This is a genomic window from Prosthecodimorpha hirschii (assembly GCF_001305515.1).
Classification (GTDB): domain Bacteria; phylum Pseudomonadota; class Alphaproteobacteria; order Rhizobiales; family Ancalomicrobiaceae; genus Prosthecodimorpha; species Prosthecodimorpha hirschii.
The window spans coordinates 5,071,705-5,088,229 of sequence record NZ_LJYW01000001.1 but is presented as its reverse complement, the minus strand read 5'-3'; the positions used below and the strand labels follow the sequence as shown (position 1 = coordinate 5,088,229).

At 68.5% G+C, this 16,525-nt stretch carries 15 protein-coding genes and 1 other annotated feature (1 of these 16 cut by a window edge); of the genes, 4 read left to right on the top strand and 11 right to left on the bottom strand.

Going from position 1 to position 16,525, the window contains the following annotated elements:
• Positions 1-145, bottom strand: a sequence feature (16S ribosomal RNA rRNA prediction is too short) (it extends 720 nt beyond the left edge of the window).
• Positions 146-997: 852 nt separating this feature from the next.
• The 5 genes from ABB55_RS29965 to rfbC all read right to left on the bottom strand — a co-directional run bounded on the left by ABB55_RS29965 (position 998) and on the right by rfbC (position 5,110).
• Positions 998-1,387, bottom strand: a complete 390-nt coding sequence (locus tag ABB55_RS29965; protein ID WP_152982144.1) for a hypothetical protein — start codon at positions 1,385-1,387, stop codon at positions 998-1,000.
• Between the two features lie 234 nt (positions 1,388-1,621).
• On the bottom strand, positions 1,622-2,491 hold the full coding sequence (rfbA, locus tag ABB55_RS22415; protein WP_054360806.1) for a glucose-1-phosphate thymidylyltransferase RfbA: 870 nt from the start codon (positions 2,489-2,491) through the stop codon (positions 1,622-1,624).
• A complete protein-coding gene (gene rfbD / locus ABB55_RS22410; protein ID WP_054360805.1) occupies positions 2,488-3,453 on the bottom strand; it encodes a dTDP-4-dehydrorhamnose reductase in 966 nt (321 codons plus the stop codon). The genes rfbA and rfbD overlap by 4 nt, the downstream gene beginning before the upstream one ends.
• Complete coding sequence (rfbB, locus tag ABB55_RS22405) at positions 3,450-4,505, bottom strand: dTDP-glucose 4,6-dehydratase (protein ID WP_054360804.1); 1,056 nt, start codon at positions 4,503-4,505, stop codon at positions 3,450-3,452. Before rfbB ends, rfbD begins: the two co-directional genes overlap by 4 nt.
• Before the next feature lie 35 nt (positions 4,506-4,540).
• A complete protein-coding gene (rfbC, locus tag ABB55_RS22400; RefSeq protein ID WP_054360803.1) occupies positions 4,541-5,110 on the bottom strand; it encodes a dTDP-4-dehydrorhamnose 3,5-epimerase in 570 nt (189 codons plus the stop codon).
• A gap of 432 nt (positions 5,111-5,542) precedes the next feature.
• On the opposite strand from rfbC, the gene ABB55_RS22395 reads away from it, so the two are divergent.
• The 3 genes from ABB55_RS22395 (at position 5,543) to ABB55_RS22385 (ending at position 9,584) form a co-directional block, all read left to right on the top strand.
• Positions 5,543-7,450, top strand: coding sequence for a putative bifunctional diguanylate cyclase/phosphodiesterase (locus ABB55_RS22395; protein ID WP_160321293.1), 1,908 nt, complete (start codon positions 5,543-5,545; stop codon positions 7,448-7,450).
• A gap of 281 nt (positions 7,451-7,731) precedes the next feature.
• Positions 7,732-8,649, top strand: a complete 918-nt coding sequence (locus ABB55_RS22390) for an aspartate/ornithine carbamoyltransferase family protein (RefSeq protein WP_054360801.1) — start codon at positions 7,732-7,734, stop codon at positions 8,647-8,649.
• Between the two features lie 23 nt (positions 8,650-8,672).
• Entirely contained in the window at positions 8,673-9,584 is a 912-nt protein-coding gene (locus tag ABB55_RS22385) for a DMT family transporter (RefSeq protein ID WP_160321292.1), read from the top strand.
• Between the two features lie 132 nt (positions 9,585-9,716).
• Here ABB55_RS22385 and ABB55_RS22380 read toward each other — a convergent pair whose 3' ends face one another.
• The 3 genes from ABB55_RS22380 to ABB55_RS22370 form a co-directional block, all read right to left on the bottom strand.
• Positions 9,717-11,132: a mannose-1-phosphate guanylyltransferase/mannose-6-phosphate isomerase gene (locus tag ABB55_RS22380; protein ID WP_054360799.1), complete on the bottom strand. Its 1,416-nt coding sequence runs from the start codon at positions 11,130-11,132 to the stop codon at positions 9,717-9,719.
• A gap of 13 nt (positions 11,133-11,145) precedes the next feature.
• Complete coding sequence (locus ABB55_RS22375; RefSeq protein ID WP_054360798.1) at positions 11,146-12,645, bottom strand: phosphomannomutase/phosphoglucomutase; 1,500 nt, start codon at positions 12,643-12,645, stop codon at positions 11,146-11,148.
• A gap of 259 nt (positions 12,646-12,904) precedes the next feature.
• Positions 12,905-13,294 carry a hypothetical protein gene (locus ABB55_RS22370; RefSeq protein WP_083463853.1) on the bottom strand — a complete coding sequence of 130 codons (390 nt, stop codon included), beginning with the start codon at positions 13,292-13,294 and terminating at the stop codon, positions 12,905-12,907.
• Between the two features lie 68 nt (positions 13,295-13,362).
• On the opposite strand from ABB55_RS22370, the gene ABB55_RS22365 reads away from it, so the two are divergent.
• Positions 13,363-14,103 carry an HAD family hydrolase gene (locus tag ABB55_RS22365; protein WP_083463852.1) on the top strand — a complete coding sequence of 247 codons (741 nt, stop codon included), beginning with the start codon at positions 13,363-13,365 and terminating at the stop codon, positions 14,101-14,103.
• A 401-nt stretch (positions 14,104-14,504) separates the two neighbouring features.
• Here ABB55_RS22365 and ABB55_RS22360 read toward each other — a convergent pair whose 3' ends face one another.
• From ABB55_RS22360 to ABB55_RS22350, 3 genes are all read right to left on the bottom strand, one after another.
• On the bottom strand, positions 14,505-14,759 hold the full coding sequence (locus ABB55_RS22360; RefSeq protein ID WP_054362235.1) for a hypothetical protein: 255 nt from the start codon (positions 14,757-14,759) through the stop codon (positions 14,505-14,507).
• 86 nt (positions 14,760-14,845) lie between these two features.
• The gene (locus ABB55_RS22355) at positions 14,846-15,301 is read right to left on the bottom strand and encodes a cupredoxin domain-containing protein (protein WP_244472098.1); all 456 of its coding nucleotides are present in this window, start codon (positions 15,299-15,301) and stop codon (positions 14,846-14,848) included.
• A gap of 290 nt (positions 15,302-15,591) precedes the next feature.
• Positions 15,592-16,509 carry a dihydrodipicolinate synthase family protein gene (locus ABB55_RS22350; protein ID WP_054360796.1) on the bottom strand — a complete coding sequence of 306 codons (918 nt, stop codon included), beginning with the start codon at positions 16,507-16,509 and terminating at the stop codon, positions 15,592-15,594.
• Positions 16,510-16,525 lie beyond the last annotated feature (16 nt).

Here is a 16,525-nt window from a genome sequence, read left to right as displayed (position 1 = left end):
AGCTTTCGCCGAGTTGTTCCGTACCAAAGGGTAGTTTCCCACGCGTTACTCACCCGTCTGCCGCTCCTCTTGCGAGGCGCTCGACTTGCATGTGTTAGGCCTGCCGCCAGCGTTCGTTCTGAGCCAGGATCAAACTCTCAGGTTTCATCAAGATTTGATCACGGCTTATTGGTCGCACATCGACGAGGTCCCAAACCTTTCTCAAGGTCTAGGTGCCAGGCCCCGAAGGGCCCGACCATCAACGTGTACCGCCGTAGTCTCATCACAAGATGCCTTCTCAGGCATCCCCGCAAGGACCACGCCGTCCACGTTTCTCTTTCTTCGATCCATCTTGTCAATGAACACGACTGAAGCACATCAGGCTCAGTCGTTGCCGGGACTTGATCCCGGCTCACGCCCGTCCGGCGAACCCGTCGCGGGACCAGGCCTCCATCGTCCTTCCGGACGATCCCCTCAGGGCGTCACCCTCACGGGCAACCAGAGGCGCAATATCGTCCCCGTCTCTCTCGGGGCTGACCGCTTCCACATTGACTGAGATCGCTCTCGCCTTGCGAAGCCCGTTCCCAACCGGTCTTTCCAGACCGCCAGGACCGTCACCAGGGCGAAGCCCGCTGCCGTGTGCAGCGCCGCCGCCCTCGTTGGTGAGCCTGGTTCTAAGCCCATCACCCCGGGGTGTCAACACGGGTCGTCAAAAAATCTTCATGGGCAGGCGGGGCCCGACCCGAATCTCCAGGCGCGCCGCCGCTTTCCGGAGTTTTCCACAGGCTTGCGGGTCTGGCCAGAGGGTGGCGGTCGAACGATCCCGCCCGTCACGTGCGGCCGCCCCGGCTCGCGGCGGACCCGACCGGGCGCCGGGCGCGTCGGCGACGGCCTTCGCGGCCATCCAAGCGGACCGTCGGTTGCTCCGAAGGAGCCGGCCGAGGCTCCGCGCGGTCTCGTGCGCCCGCGCATTCTTCGGATCGGAGGATCGGAGCGGGCCGCTCCGATCGGGCCTCGCTCAGTCGACCGGCTGCAGGCGGACGATCTCATCCATCTGCACCGCGGCGCGGTCGATGGCTTCCATGCGGCAGAGCGGGCCGCCGGCGGCGCTCGGCGTCGGTTCCGCGCCGGCCAGAACCGCCCTCAGCGGGCCGAACACCGTCGAGAAATGCGCGTCACTCGGCTGAGAAGCAAAACCGACCAAGAAGCCGGCCATCGCGGTCGCAATAAACGGAATTTTCATGTCATCCCCCGTTATTTCTGACGAGAGAGTGCCTGAGCAGCCAAAAAGATCGGGTTGACGACTTTGAATATCGGAACGGTTTCGATCGTTTGGGTAATCAGATGCTGAATCGCGCATCGGCCGACCGGTCGATACGGTCGGTTTACCATTCTGGCGGGTCGGCACTGGCCGACCCGCGGGCGGGCAGGCTTTGGAAGACCGGCGGGCGGCTGCGGGCGCCGGACGGCCCGCGGGCGGGCGGGCTTAGGCAGGCTCCCGGGCGGCTGGGGGTTCCTGTCGCGCCGGACGGTCCGTCACGCCGGGCGCCCCGGCTCACGCGAGGCGCGCGCACCGGAGGGCATCCCGGCGACGCAGAGGGGGCCCGCGGGGGGGGGGGGGCCAGCGGGGGCGCCGGCGGCGTCAGGCCTGGGACGCCACCAGGGTCTGCAGGTAGCGGCCGTATTCGTTCTTGTAGTCGGCCGCCAGGGCGAGCAGGGCGTCGGTGGTGATGAAGCCGTTGCGCCAGGCGATCTCCTCGAGGCAGGCGATCTTGAAGCCCTGACGGGTCTCGACCGTATGCACGAACTGGGACGCCTCGAGCAGGCTGGTCGGCGTGCCGGTATCGAGCCAGGCGGTCCCGCGCGGCAGCTGCACCACCGACAGGTCGCCGCGCCGCATATAGGCCTCGTTGACCGAGGTGATCTCCAGTTCGCCGCGCGCCGAGGGCTTCACCGCGCGGGCGATGTCGACCACGTCCGCGTCGTAGAAGTAGAGGCCGGTCACGGCGAGGTTGGATTTCGGCTTGGCCGGCTTCTCCTCGATCGAGATCGCCCGGCCGGTCCGGTCGACCTCGACCACCCCGAAGGCGCCGGCATCGGCGACCGGATAGGCGAAGACCACCGCGCCCTTCTGCAGTTCGGCCGCCTGGCGCAGCACGCCGGTCAGCCCGGCGCCGTAGAAGATGTTGTCGCCGAGCGCCAGGGCGACCGGACCGCCGGCGCAGAAATCCGCGCCGATCAGGAAGGCCTGGGCGAGGCCCTCCGGCTCCGGCTGCGGCGCATAGTCGATCGTGATGCCCCAGTCGCGCCCGTCGCCGATCACCGCCCGGTAGAGCGGCAGCGCCTCCGGCGTGGTGATCAGGAGGAACTCCCGGATGCCGGCGAGCATCAGCACCGACAGCGGATAGTAGATCATCGGCTTGTCGTAGATCGGCAGCAGCTGCTTGGAGACCGCGCGCGTGATCGGATAGAGCCGGGTGCCGCGGCCGCCGGCCAGAATGATGCCTTTCATGATGGCGATCTCGTTTCCTTCGAAGACAGGGGCGGCAGCAGCCGGTCGAGGACGGTGCCGAGACCGTGCCGCCAGTCCGGCAGACGGACGGCCCAATGCTCGGCGAGCCGGCTGCAGTCGAGCCGGGAATTGGCGGGACGGCGCGCCGGGGTCGGATAGTCGGCCGTGCCGATCGCATCGACCGGCACGGCGCGCGCACCGCGCGCGGCTGACCCTGCCATGATGGCGCGCGCGAAGCCGCACCAGCTGGTTTCGCCGGCGGCCGTCATATGGAAAATGCCACCCATGGCGGGCGATTGGACTCGTTTCGGGGCTCCGGCCCCGATCGCCGGCGTATCCGCCGGTGCGGTCGCCTTGAGCGCGAGATCGATCAGCGCCTCGGCGATGTCGAGGGCCGAGGTCGGATTGCCGATCTGGTCGTCGACCACGCGCAGGCGCTCGCGCTCGCCGGCCAGCCGCAGCATGGTGCGCAGGAAGTTCGCCCCCGTCGGGCCGTAGACCCAGGCCGTGCGCAGCACCAGCGCGGACGGATGCGCCTCCAGCACGGCGAGCTCCCCGTCCCGCTTGGAGCGGCCGTAGACGCCGAGCGGCGCGGTCGGGTCGCTCTCCCGATAGGGCTCCGGCTTGCTGCCGTCGAAGACATAGTCGGTGGAGAGATGCAGGAGCGGCAGGCCGAGACGGGCCGCGGCGCGCGCGACGGCCGCCGCGCCGTCGCGATTGATCCTGAAGGCCCGGTCCGGCTCGCTCTCGGCGCGGTCGACCGCCGTGTAGGCGGCCGCCGACACCACGACATCGGCGCCCGAGGCTTCGATCAGCCGCGTCACCGCGTCCGCGTCGGCGGTCTCCAGATCGAGGTCCGGCCGCCCGATCGCCGTCACGGTCAGCCCGCGCCGCGGCCCGGCTTCGGTGAGCGCGGTGGCGACCTGTCCGGTCGCCCCGGTGACGAACAGCCGAAGCGTCATCGGGCCGCCGCCAGGCCGAGCCGACCGCCCTGATAGACGCCGCTGCGGATCGGCTCCCACCAGTCGCGCCGGTCCAGATACCAGGCGACCGTCCGTTCGATGCCGGTCTCGAAATCGACCGCGGCGCGCCAGCCGAGTTCGGCCTCGATCCGGCCGGCGTCGATCGCATAGCGCCGGTCGTGACCCGGCCGGTCGGCGACGTGGCGGATCAGGCGGTCATGCGGCGCCGCGCCCGGCTTCAGCCGGTCGAGCACGGCGCAGATGGCCCGCACGACCTCGATATTGGTGCGCTCGTTGCCGCCGCCGACATTGTATTTCCGGCCGGGCCGGCCCTCGGTCAGGATCGTGACCAGCCCGCGGGCGTGATCCTCGACATAGAGCCAGTCGCGCACCTGGCGGCCGTCGCCATAGACCGGCAGCGGCTTGCCGTCGAGCGCGTTCAGGATGATCAGCGGGATCAGTTTCTCGGGGAAGTGATACGGCCCGTAATTGTTCGAGCAGTTGGAGACCAGCGCCGGAAAGCCGTAGGTGCGGTGCCAGGCCATGGCGAGGTGATCGGCGGCCGCCTTGCTGGCCGAATAGGGCGAGGACGGGTCGTAGGGGGTCTCCTCGGTGAAGAGGCCGGTCTCGCCGAGCGAGCCGTAGACCTCGTCGGTGGAGACCTGGAGGAAACGGAAGCGGTCGGCCTTGTCGCGCCCCTCCCCGTCGAGCCAGGACCGCGCCGCCTGCATCAGCGTGGCGGTGCCGAGGACATTGGTGGTCAGGAAGGCGTCCGGGGCATCGATCGACCGGTCGACATGGCTCTCGGCCGCCAGATTGATCACCGCGTCGGGTGCGAAGCGGCGGAAGACCGCGTCCATGGCGGCCCGGTCGGTGATGTCGGCGTGGACGAAGGCGTAGCCGGGCCGGTCGGACACGGCGGCGACCGAGGCCAGGTTGGCCGCATAGGTCAGCTTGTCGACATTGACCACCGACAGCCCGAGATCGCCGATCAGGTGGCGGATCACGGCGGATCCGATAAAACCGGCGCCGCCGGTCACGATGATGCGCATGGTTCCCCTCGCCCGGCTCGAACCGGACCTCTCGTTCACGCCGGCCGGATCGGGCCGAGCGGCTCCCCGTCATAAGCGAACGGACTTTTCAACGCCGCCAGCGGCGGCAGGGCGCGGTCGCGGTCGGACACGGTGGCGTCGTCCGCGCCGATGCCCCAGTCGATCCCGATCGCCGGATCGCCGAAAAAGACGCCGCCGTCGGACGCGCGGTCATAGTAGGCGTCGACCTTGTAGAAGACGATGCTGTCCGGCTCCAGGGTGACGAAACCATGGGCGAAGCCGGCCGGGACGAACAGCTGTTCGCCGCCCTCGGCGGTCAGCCGCACCGCCTCGAAGCGGCCATAGGTCGGCGAACCGGCCCGGATGTCGACGACGACATCGAGGATCGCGCCCGCCAGAACCCGGACCAGCTTGGCCTGGGCAAAGGGCGGCGCCTGGAAATGAAGGCCGCGGATCGTGCCGGCGCGCCGCGACAGGGACTGGTTGTCCTGCACGAAGCGCGTCGTCACGCCGGCCTGCCCAAAGTCCCGCTCGTTCCAGGTCTCCGAAAACCAACCGCGTTCGTCGCCATATCGTTTGGGCACGATGTAAAGGGGCCGGGACACGCAACAACCTCTTGGCTATCCGACTTCGACGCACTCGACCTCTCGGCGGTCCATCCGCCGAACCCCGGGCACCATACGCCGCGGATCGGGAAACTAGACCGAGCCCATCGCCAGCGGAAGGCCGTCTGTCAATATCCTGACACCACGCCGACGCAACCACCACCACTGCGGGCATATTTTTTCGATATGCTTGTATTCCGCGCAGCCGCCAAGTCGACCACCGACCCAGGGCAGTATCTCGACACGTAACGCCTTCCGCGTCGAGACGTCTATAAAACCTCCGATTTTCAATTTTGACTGTTTCGATGACGAATTATTCACTGACCGATGAGATGTTGCCTCTGCCTGGATTGTTCCGCGTGGAGAGAGGCATTGAGGTCGTTCAGACCGATCGAGGATTGGGGGCGAGAAGAATCGCAAGCGGAAGCCGCATTGCGATTCAGTCTTGTCGCCGCTCTCTATGCAACGCCGAAATCGATGCTGGTCGCCACCCTGGTGGCGCTCGTCGTCGTGGAGGTCGCCGCCGACATCAGCGGCGACGGCGTGTTCCGGCTGTTTCTCGCGGCCTTCCTGGCGATCGGCATCGCCCGGGTCATCGCCAACGTCGCCTATATCCGCAGCCCGCAGAATCCGGCCGACCGGGTCGCGACGCGACGCTGGGAGCTGGCGGCGCTGGCGGGCGCCTGGGGCTTCGCGGCCGTGGTCGGCCTGTCGGGGGGCTATGCCTCGCTCAAGCATGCCGGCACCCCGGCGGAATTTCTGGTCGGATGCTGCGTCATCGCCTATGTGGCCGGCATCTCGTCGCGCAATGCCAGCCGGCCGCTGATCACCGTCGGCCAGATCTCGGCGACCTGCTTTCCGTTCGTCGGCGCCCTGGTCCTGGCCGGCGACCTGGTGCACCTCGCCCTCGGCGCCATGATCTGCGCGCTCTATGCGAGCACGATCGTGATGTGCCGGAAGGTCTACGACACGATCGTCTCGCGCCATCGCGCCCAGGCCAAGCTCGAGCGGCTGGCGCTGCGCGATCCTCTGACCGGTCTCCTCAACCGCTCGGCCTTTTTCGAACGGCTCGAGCAGGCCCTCGGCAGCCTGGATCCGTCGCGCTGCCTCGGTCTCCTGGCGATCGATCTCGACCGCTTCAAGGACGTGAACGACACGCTCGGCCATCCGGCCGGCGACAAGGTGCTGCTGGAGACCGCCGAACGCCTGCGCACCATCCTCGGCGCCGAGGACTGCATTTCCCGCATCGGCGGCGACGAGTTCCTGGTGCTGGCGGAAGCCGACACCCCCGCCGGCATCGCCGCCACCGCCCAGCGGGTGGCGGACTGCCTGGGCAAGCCCATCCTGCTCGACCTGACGCGGGTCACCTGCGGGGCGAGCATCGGCTATGCGGTCGCGCCGCGCGACGGAAGCTATCTCGACGAATTGATGCGCCACGCCGATCTGGCGCTCTATGCCGCCAAGCGCCGGTCCGCCGGCAGCGTGGTCGGCTACGAGGCGCAGTTCTCCGCCGTCTATCACGAGCGCATGGAGCTGCTTGCCGATCTCCAGGTGGCGATGGAGGAGAACCAGTTCGAGCTGGTCTATCAGCCGATCGTCAATCCGAGCGACGGCCGGACCGTCTGCTGCGAGGCGCTGCTGCGCTGGAACCACCCGCGCCGCGGCGTGATTCCGCCGTCGGTCTTCATTCCGCTCGCCGAAGCCACCGGGCTGATCGTGCCGATCGGCGCCTGGGTCATCCGCGAGGCCTGCCGGGAAGCGACCTTCTGGCGCTCCGACATCAATGTCGCCGTCAACCTGTCGCCGGTTCAGTTCAAGGACGGCGAGGCGTTGATCGAGACGGTTCTGCAGTGTCTGGCCGCGACCGGTCTCGCCGCCTACCGGCTGGAACTCGAGGTCACCGAAAGCGTGCTGATCGAGGATGCCGAGGAGGCGCTGTCGCTGATCTCGGCCCTGCGCCGCCAGCAGATCGGCGTGGCGCTCGACGATTTCGGCACCGGCTTCTCCTCGCTCGGCTATCTGCACGAATTCCCGTTCTCGAAGCTGAAGCTGGATCGGGTCTTCTCGCGCAACCTGGTCGGGTCGCGCCGGTCGGCGGCCATCGTCCGCGGCGTCGTGCAGATCACCCGCGACCTGCGGATGGAACTGGTCGCCGAGGGGATCGAAACGGCCGAACAGCTCGATTCCGCGTCGCGCCTCGGCGTGAATGCCGTCCAGGGCTATCTCTTCTCGCGCCCGCTCTCCGCCGAGCGTCTGCGCGAGACCATCAATGCGCCGATCCAGCCCACCTCCCGGCCGCCGCGCCGCAGCGGTGCGGTGAACGCGCATTCGGCCGCCTGACCGGCCGCCCCGCACCCCGCCATCCAGCGAAACGGCGCCGTTTCCTACGCAGTTCTCCCTATGACTATGCGTAATTAACTCTGTTTTTTAACCACATTTCCATATATCGCGGTAACGAATCGTTAATCATGTTCCGATCGGCCTGACCCTTTGGTTAAATCCCCTTGAAGGTTCGCCCGTGCGGCGGCGGACCCGACCAAGAGGCCGACACCATGGCATTCATGTATTCGGGGGCGGGCTCCCACCGTGCGCGCCAGGATTCCCGACATCCTTCCCACCATATGCTCTCGGCAGCGACGATCGACGGCGACGATATCGACCGCTATTGCGAAATGGCGGAGGCCTTCGAAACCGGCATCGGGCCGATCGGGCGGGCTGCGGGACGGGCCGTCGCCCTGCTGTTCTTCCAGCCGAGCACGCGCACCCGCGTCGGCTTCCAGGTCGCGACCGTGGCGCTCGGCTCCCACGCCATCGGCATCGAGGACATGACCGCCTCGCGCTCGAACAAGCGCAGCGGCGAGACGCTCGAGGATTGCGCGGCCGTCTTCTCCAATCTGTGCGATGCGATCGTCGTCCGCCATTTCGAGAACGGCGCGGCGGCGCGCATGGCGGCGAAGTCGCGCGTGCCGGTGATCAATGCCGGCGACGGCTGGAACGAGCATCCCAGCCAGGCGCTGATCGACATCTTCGCCCTGCGCCGCGGCCTCGGCCGGATCCGGGGCCGGTCGATCGCGATCGGCGGGGATCCGCGCGGCCGGACGGTCCGCTCGCTGGTGCAGCTGCTGCGCCACGAGCACCCGACCGAGATCGTCTTCTGCCCGCCGTCGCATGTGCCGGTGCCGGAGGACCTGATCGAGACCTTCACCCGCCACCAGATCCGGTTCCGCCAGATCAGCGACGTGAACGACGCCTTGACCGGCTGCGACGCGATCATGATGGCGCCCTACGACATGTCGGATATTGGCGAAGCGCCGAACACCGATTATGTGTCGCCGCGCCGGACGCCGGACAGCCATGTGATCACCCAGGAGAAGATCGACCGGCTCAACTCCTCGGCGCTGCTCTACCACCCATTGCCCCGCCAGGACGAGATCGATCCATCATGCGACGACCTGGACAACGCACGGTATTTCGAGCAGGTTCGCCTCTCGAAGTTCATGCGGATGGCGATCCTCGACAGGGCATTGTCGGCCGTCTGAAACCGGCGGAGGACGACGCGGGGGTGACGACAGATACGGCCAAGGCATCCCCGATCGTAGCCGTCGCCGCCCTGATGGCGGGCGCTCTCCTGGCATTCGTGGGCGCGGCCCTTTCGATCCGTGTCCTGTCGGGAACCCTGCCGCCGCTGCAGATCAACATCGTCCGCACCGGCGGGGGCCTTCTGCTGCTCCTCGGTGCGCTCGCGATCCGCCCTGCCCTGGCGCGCGGGCTGGATATCCGCCGGGCCTACCGGCATATCCCGCGCAACGTCGCCCACGCCTCGGCGGGCGTCTTCTGGACCGTGTCGATCGGCCTGCTGCCGCTGGCCACGGTCTTCTCGCTGGAATTCACCGCACCGGCCTGGGCGGCCCTGCTCGCCTTCCCGATCCTCGGCGAGAAGATCGGCCGCATGACGATGGTCGGCGTCTTCGCCTGCATCATCGGCGTCTTGATCATCCTGCGTCCGTCGCCGTCGACCTTCGACGCCACCGCGCTGCTGCCGCTCTGCGCCGCCCTCGGCTTCGGGCTGTCGGTGCTGTTGACCCGGCGACTGACCCGCACCGAGACGACCTTCGCCATCCTGTTCTGGATGATGGTGATTCAGCTGACCCTGAACGCGGTCGGCAGCGCCTTCTGGCCGGCAGCCCAGCCGGGCTTCGCCGCCCTCGACAGCCATGGCCTGCTGGCCTGCCTGACGCTGGCCGTCTCCGGCCTGCTCTCGCAGCTGTGCCTGTCGCGGGCCTTGCATCTGGGCGAGGCGCTGCTGGTCATGCCGCTCGACTTCCTGCGCGTGCCCCTGATCGCCGTGATCGGCTATTGGGTCTTCGGCGAACCGCTCGACATCTGGGTGTTCATCGGCTTCGGCGTCATCGCGGGCGGCATCGTTCTCGGGCTGATGGCGCAGGCCCGCAAGATCGAGGAGACGGCGCTCTGACCGCCGTCATCCTGCCGCCGGCGTGCGCCGGCCGCTGAGACTCGCTTGGCCGGCGTGAGCTGGCCCCTCAGACCCGCTTGGCCGGCCGTGAACCGCCCGCTCGGACCCGCTTGGCCGGCGTGAGCCGGCCGCTCAGACCCGCTTGTAGTCGTCCTCGTAGCGGCGGATGTCGTCCTCGCCGAGATAGGGCCCGGACTGGACCTCGATGATCTCCAGCGGGATGTGCCCGGGATTCTCCAGCCGGTGCACGGCGCCGAGCGGGATATAGATCGACTGGTTCTCGGTCAGCAGGCGGACATCGTCGCCGACGGTGACCTGCGCGGTGCCGGACACGACCACCCAATGCTCCGAGCGGTGCAGATGGCTTTGCAGCGAGAGCTTGCCGCCGGGATGGACCGTGATCCGCTTGACCTGATAGCGCGTGCCGCGGTCGATCGATTCGAAATTGCCCCAGGGCCGGTAGGACATGCGGTGCTCGGTCGCCTCGCGGCGGCGGGCCGCGGTCAGCTGCTGCACCACCGCCTTGACCTCCTCGGCACGGTCGCGTGCCGTCACCAGGACCGCGTCCTTGGTGGTCACGACGACCACGTCGTCGAGGCCGATCACCGCGGTCAGCAGGTCCGGCGACCCGACATAGCAGTTGCGCGCGCCGACGAAGACGGCCTCCCCGGACGCCGCATTGCCGTCGGCATCCTTTTCGGCGAGGTCCCAGATCGCCGACCAGGCGCCGATATCCGACCAGGCGAAGTCCGACGGCACCACTGCGGCGCGGTCGGTCTTCTCCATCACCGCATAGTCGACCGATTTCGCCGTCGCCTGACCGAAGCTCTCGCCGTCGAGCCGCAGGAAATCGAGATCGCGCGACGCCTTCTGCACGGCCTCGCGGACCGGGCCGGCGATGGTCGGCGCCAGCCGCGCCAGTTCGTCCAGGAAGACGCGGGCGGAGAACAGGAAATTGCCGGAGTTCCAAAGATAGCCGTCGGCGAGGTAGCGCTCGGCGGTCGCCAGATCCGGCTTCTCGACGAAGGCCGCGATGGCGTTGACGCCCTCAGCACCCTCGACCGGCGAGCCGGGCCGGATATAGCCGTAGCCGGTCGCCGGCCGGTCCGGACGGATGCCGAAGGTCACGATCCGGCCCGCCTCCGCGGCGACCCGGCCACGCTCGACATGGGCCCGGAAGGAGGCCGCGTCCGGAATGGCATGGTCGGCGGCGAGCACCAGGACCAGCGCCGCGGGATCGCGCCGCAGCGCGATTTCCGCCGCCGCCGCGATCGCCGCGCAACTGTCCCGCCGCAAGGGCTCCAGCACGATGTCGCCTTCGATGCCGAGCGCGCGCATCTGCTCGGCGACCAGGAAGCGATAGTCGGCGCCGGTGATCACGATCGGCGCGCCGTAGCCGGCGCCGGCCACCCGGCGGACCGTCGCCTGGAACAGCGAGTCCGATCCGACCAGGGTCAGGAACTGCTTCGGAAAACTGTCGCGCGAGGCCGGCCAGAGCCGCGAGCCGGAGCCGCCGCACAGGATGACGGGAATGATCGCTGCCACCATGGGGGAGCTCCGTTCAGAGGGACTGATTGTAGGCGCCGACTTCCGGATTCTCGCGCAGCACGGCATCGACGGCGCGGAAGATTTCGTGCATGCGCGCCTCGGAGACCGGGCTTTCGACCACCACCACCAGTTCCGGCTTGTTCGACGAGGCCCGCACCAGGCCCCATGTCCCGTCGGCCGTGGTGACGCGGACGCCGTTGACGGTGACCAGATCGGTGATCGGCTGGCCGGCGACCGGCTCGCCGGCCGCGCGCATCGCCTCGAAGCGGGCGACGACCCGCCGGGCCACGTCATACTTCACTTCGTCGGCGCAATGCGGCGACATGGTCGGCGACGACCAGGTCTTGGCGATGGCGCCCTTCAGCTCCGACATGCGCCGGGTCGGGTTGCGGTCGAGCATGTCGATGATCGCGATCGCCGAGACCAACCCGTCGTCGTAGCCCCGGCCGATCGGCGCATTGAAGAAGTAATGGCCCGACTTCTCGAAGCCGGCGACGGCGCCGAGTTCGTTCACCCGCCGCTTGATGTAGGAATGCCCGGTCTTCCAGTAGTCGGTGGTCGCGCCGTTGGCCTTCAGGACGGGGTCGGTCATGTAGAGACCGGTCGACTTCACGTCGACCACGAAGGTCGCTTGGCGGTGCAGACCCGACAGGTCGCGCGCCAGCATGACGCCGACCTTGTCGGCGAAAATCTCGTCGCCGGTGTCGTCGATGACGCCGCAGCGGTCGCCGTCGCCGTCGAAGCCGAGGCCGACATCGGCGCCATGCTCCAGCACCGCATCGCGGATGGCGTGGAGCATCTTCAGGTCTTCCGGATTGGGATTGTAGCGCGGAAAGGAATGGTCGAGCTCGGTGTCGAGCGGCACCACCTCGCAGCCGATCGCCTCCAGGACCTGCGGCGCGAAGGCGCCGGCCGTGCCGTTGCCGCAGGCCGCCACCACCTTGAGCGGCCGCGTGATCTTCGGCCGGTCGGTCAGGTCGCGCATGTAGCGCTCGGCCAGGTCGGCGACGAAGACATAGGAACCGCCGCCGGCGAGATCGAAGTCGGCGTTCAGCACGATCTCCTTCAGCCGGCCCATCTCGTCCGGCCCGAAAGTGAGCGGGCGGTTGGCGCCCATCTTGACGCCGGTCCAGCCATTCTCGTTATGCGAGGCGGTGACCATCGCGCAGGCCGGCACGTCGAGCGCGAACTGCGCGAAATAGGCCATCGGGGTGACGGCCAGCCCGATATCGTGCACCCGGCAGCCCGCCGCCATCAGGCCTGTCACCAGCGCCATCTTGATCGAGGCCGAATAGCTGCGGAAATCGTGTCCGGTGACGATTTCCCGCCGAATGCCCAATTGCCCAAGCAGGGTGCCGAGCCCCATGCCGAGCGCCTGCACGCCCATCAGGTTGAGCTCGGTCCCGAACAGCCAGCGCGCATCATACTCACGGAAGCCGGTCGGCTTGACCATGGGCTCGGACTCGAACGCATAGGTATTGGCAATCAGCTTCGGCCGGGGAATCGGGAACATTTTCGAAGGCACTCCGACGCAATACGGAAGGAACGGCAGGCGGGGCGGTCGGGACGCTCGACCGGGATCGAACGCGCGAGGCTCGGAAGCGGACCTGCGGCGACAGCCCCGCGTCGCGCGTCCGGTCTCGATTCCAGGACGATAGTCCAGCCACATGAAAGGACTGCTTACAACCCCGCCCGGGACGGCATCCCGCGGTCGGCCGCGCGATCCCGGCGGCTGCCGGACCCGGCATCGCCGTCCCGCGGCGCCGCAGGCCTCATCGGGCGATCGCCTGCGGGGTGCAGACGACCTCGGCCTCCTTGACGAAGCAGAGGCTGATCTCGCCGGTCATCCGGTTCAGGCGGAAGACGCCCCATTCGGTCTCCCAGTTCGAGCCCTTCAGGTCGTAGTCGCCCGACGGCATCGCCCGCGCGCCCTCGCCCGGCGGGAAGCAGGCCATCGAACCGGCGGGACCGCCGCCGGCCTGGTACTGGCACGCGCCAACGGTGCCGGTATAGCGATCGAGCCAGTAGACCCGGTTCTGGTTGCTGACCGACGGCGAGGCGAACACATATTCGGCCGCCGCCGGCCCGGCTGCGAGCATGCCGCCGGCCAGGACCAGGATGCCCGCCGGCAAGCGACGGGATTGGATGCGGGGACTACCCATCGACGCGATTCTCCGCTTCAACGCTGCCCGGCCCGAGCCGGGCCTGCCGATTCGAAAGCCAGACCTCGATGCACACCGGGCAGCCTCCCCTTCTCGTCTTCGACCTCGACGGCACCCTGGTCGATACCGCCGCCGACCTGATGGCCACGCTCAACGCGCTGCTGGTGCGGGAAGGCCATCGTCCCCTGCCCTTTTCGGCGGTCGGGTCGCTGGTCGGCCAGGGCGCAAGGGTCATGCTGGAACGGGGGCTCAGGGCGAACGGCGTCGAGGTCGAGGAGGCGGTGCTGGCCCGGCTCTTCGACGATTTCCTGGAGCACTACAGCGCCAATATTGCGGCCGAGAGCCGGCCCTTTCCCGGCGTGCTCGACGCGATGGATCGCTTTGCGGCGGCAGGTTGGCGGATGGCGGTGTGCACCAACAAGATGGAGAGCCTGTCGCGCCGCCTGATCGGCGAGCTCGGCCTGACCGACCGGTTCCACGCCATCTGCGGCGGCGACACCTTCACGGTGCGCAAGCCCGATCCGGCCCATCTGATCGGCACGATCGCCATGGCGGGGGGCGATCCGCAGCGCAGCGTCATGATCGGCGACAGCCGGGCCGACATCCTGGCCGCGCGCAATGCCGGCGTGCCGGTGGTCGCCGTGACCTTCGGCTACAGCGACGTGCCGGTCGCGGATTTCGCGCCGGATCGCATCATCGACGACTTCGCGACGCTCTGGGAGGCGGTGCACGGCGTCGTCGGCACCGGCGCGCCGATATCGGTCGCGGCGATCCGGCAGGGCGCCGGCGCCGCACCGGCGCGCGACTGAACGCGCGATCCGCAGGGCACGGGGGCCAAACCGGCGCGCGACCGAGCGCCCGCTCCGCAGTCCGCGGGCATCGGCGCCGCGCGCCTTCTGCCCGAAAGGCCAACGTTCCGAAAAGCCAGCGGCCCGAAAAGCCCGCTGCCGGAAAAGGCCGTCCACCCCCCGAGTTCGGCCAGGGACTGCGTCCGGTCCGAAGCCCGACCGGTGCGGGCCGCCGGCCGGGCTCCGTCCAGAACCGGGCCGAGCAAAAAGTCCGGCCCGGTCATCCCGTGCGACACGGAAAGAACAGGCGACCGGGCCGGTAGAGTCCGAATCCGCGCCCGCCCGCCGGGCGGCGCGCCGTGTCGATCGATGCGCCCGGCGCCGCGACGCCGGGGCCGCGGCGCCGTTACGCCGGGGATCGGTCAGCTCTTGCGGCCGGTCGCCTTCTCGGCGTCGCGGACGGCGTCCATGCACTCGTCGAACTCGCCCTCGCCGAGCTCGCGATTGGCGTCCTTCAGGGCCTTCTTCAGGCGGGTCAGGACCGGCGCCGGCGGGTTCTTGGCGATCTCGGCCTTGATGAAGGTGATGCCCTTGGTGCAGGACGCGAGATCGTCGGCGGCAAGTGCCGGGCCGGAGGCGATCAGCAGGGCCGCGACGACGAGCGCGGGACGAAGCATGGACGACATCTGCGTTTCCCTTTTGATTTCAGTGTTTTGTTTGCCGGAGCCCCGGCCGACGATGCCGCCCGCGCTCCACCGGCCGATCACTTGACGATGATCTTGCCGGTCATGCCCTTCTGCTCCAGGCCACCGATGCGCCACTCGTAGGTGCCGGTCTTGATGGCCACGAAGGAGACTTCGATCGTTCCCTGGTCGTCGAACTCGAGCCAGGCCGGCCCGCCATTCATGTGGACCTCGAGATCGTTGATGACGATCTGATCGCACCAGATGTTACGGAAGAATTCCGGCGCCAGGAACTTCATCTCCTTGGGGCTCTTGGAGGTGATCTGAAGCCGGTAGGCCTTGCCGGTCTCGATGGTGATCTCGCGGTTCTCGACCGCATAGTCGTTGTCGGCGCCGTCGCCGAGCACGATCTCCGGCAGGATCTCGCGACCTTTCATGAGATCGCCGGCGGCCTGCGCCGTCTGCGGCAGCACCGCTGCGGTCGCGCCCGCCAGGGCGAGGCCGGCGGCAAGAAGGATGGTGTTGAGGCGGAACACGGCGTCTCTCCCGAGGTCGATCCGGCCTTCTCCCGGCCGGCGGGTCGGTCGGATCCCGTCAGGTCTCCGGTCCGGTCGAGTGCCGATCTTGCAGGTTTCGAAGCGCGATGCACGCGCCGAAGACTGTGCGATTTCTAAGAGTTCGGCGCCCGAGGCCGCCCGCGGGCGCGTTCCGGGCCCGCGCGGGCGCCGGCCGCCACACCGGCTTCTTAGAGAGCGCTCAGCGCGGCGATCGGTCACGGGGCGGAGGCCGGCGCAGGGCGCGCCGGCCGGAGGGTCCGGCGGCGCGGTCAGCGCCCCCAGGTCAGGGCGAGCGGCTGGACCTCGCGGGCCAGTTCCAGGAGGCCGGCCCGGGTCGCCGGATGCAGCGGCTCGAGCGGGTGGCGCACCGCGTCGGAGCGGATCACGCCGCCCTCCATCATCACCGCCTTGCAGGCGCGCAGGCCGCACTGCCGGTTCTCGTAGTTGATCAGCGGCAGGATGCGCGCATAGAGCTGCCGCGCCTCGTCGCGGCGGCCCTCCCGATGGGCGATCACGACCGGGCGGATCAGGTCGGGCAGCAGCGCGCTCGCCATGGTGCCGGTCGCGCCGGCGTCGAGATCGGCCATCAGGGTGATGGATTCCTCGCCGTCGAACGGCCCGACGATCGCCTGGCCGCCGAGCGCGATCAGCGTCCGGAGCTTGGCGGCCGCACCCGGGCACTCGATCTTGTAATACTGCATCAGCGGTACCGCCTCGGCGATGCGCACCATCGCGGCCGCCGACAGCGTGACGCCGGAAAGCGGCGCGTCCTGCAGCATCAGGGGGATGCCGCAGGCATCGGCGATGCGGGCGAAATGCTCGATGACGGCGCTTTCGTCGGCGCGCAGCGTGGCGCCGTGATAGGGCGGCATCAGCATGATCATCGCCGCCCCGGCCTCGGCCGCCGCCTTCGACCGCGCCGCCGCGATCCGGGTCGAGAAATGGCTGCAGGTGACGATCACCGGCACCCGGCCGGCAACCTGCTCCATGCAGGTCGCCAGCAGGATCGACCGCTCGTCGTCGGTCAGCAGGAACTGTTCGGAGAAATTGGCCAGGATGCAGATGCCGTCGACGCCCTGGTCGACCATGCAATCGATGACGCGGCGCATGCCGTCGAGATCGAGATCGCCATTGTCGTGGAACGGCGTCGGGGCGATCGGATACATGCCGGTATAGGGTTGGGCCATCGGGTCTCCTCCGTGA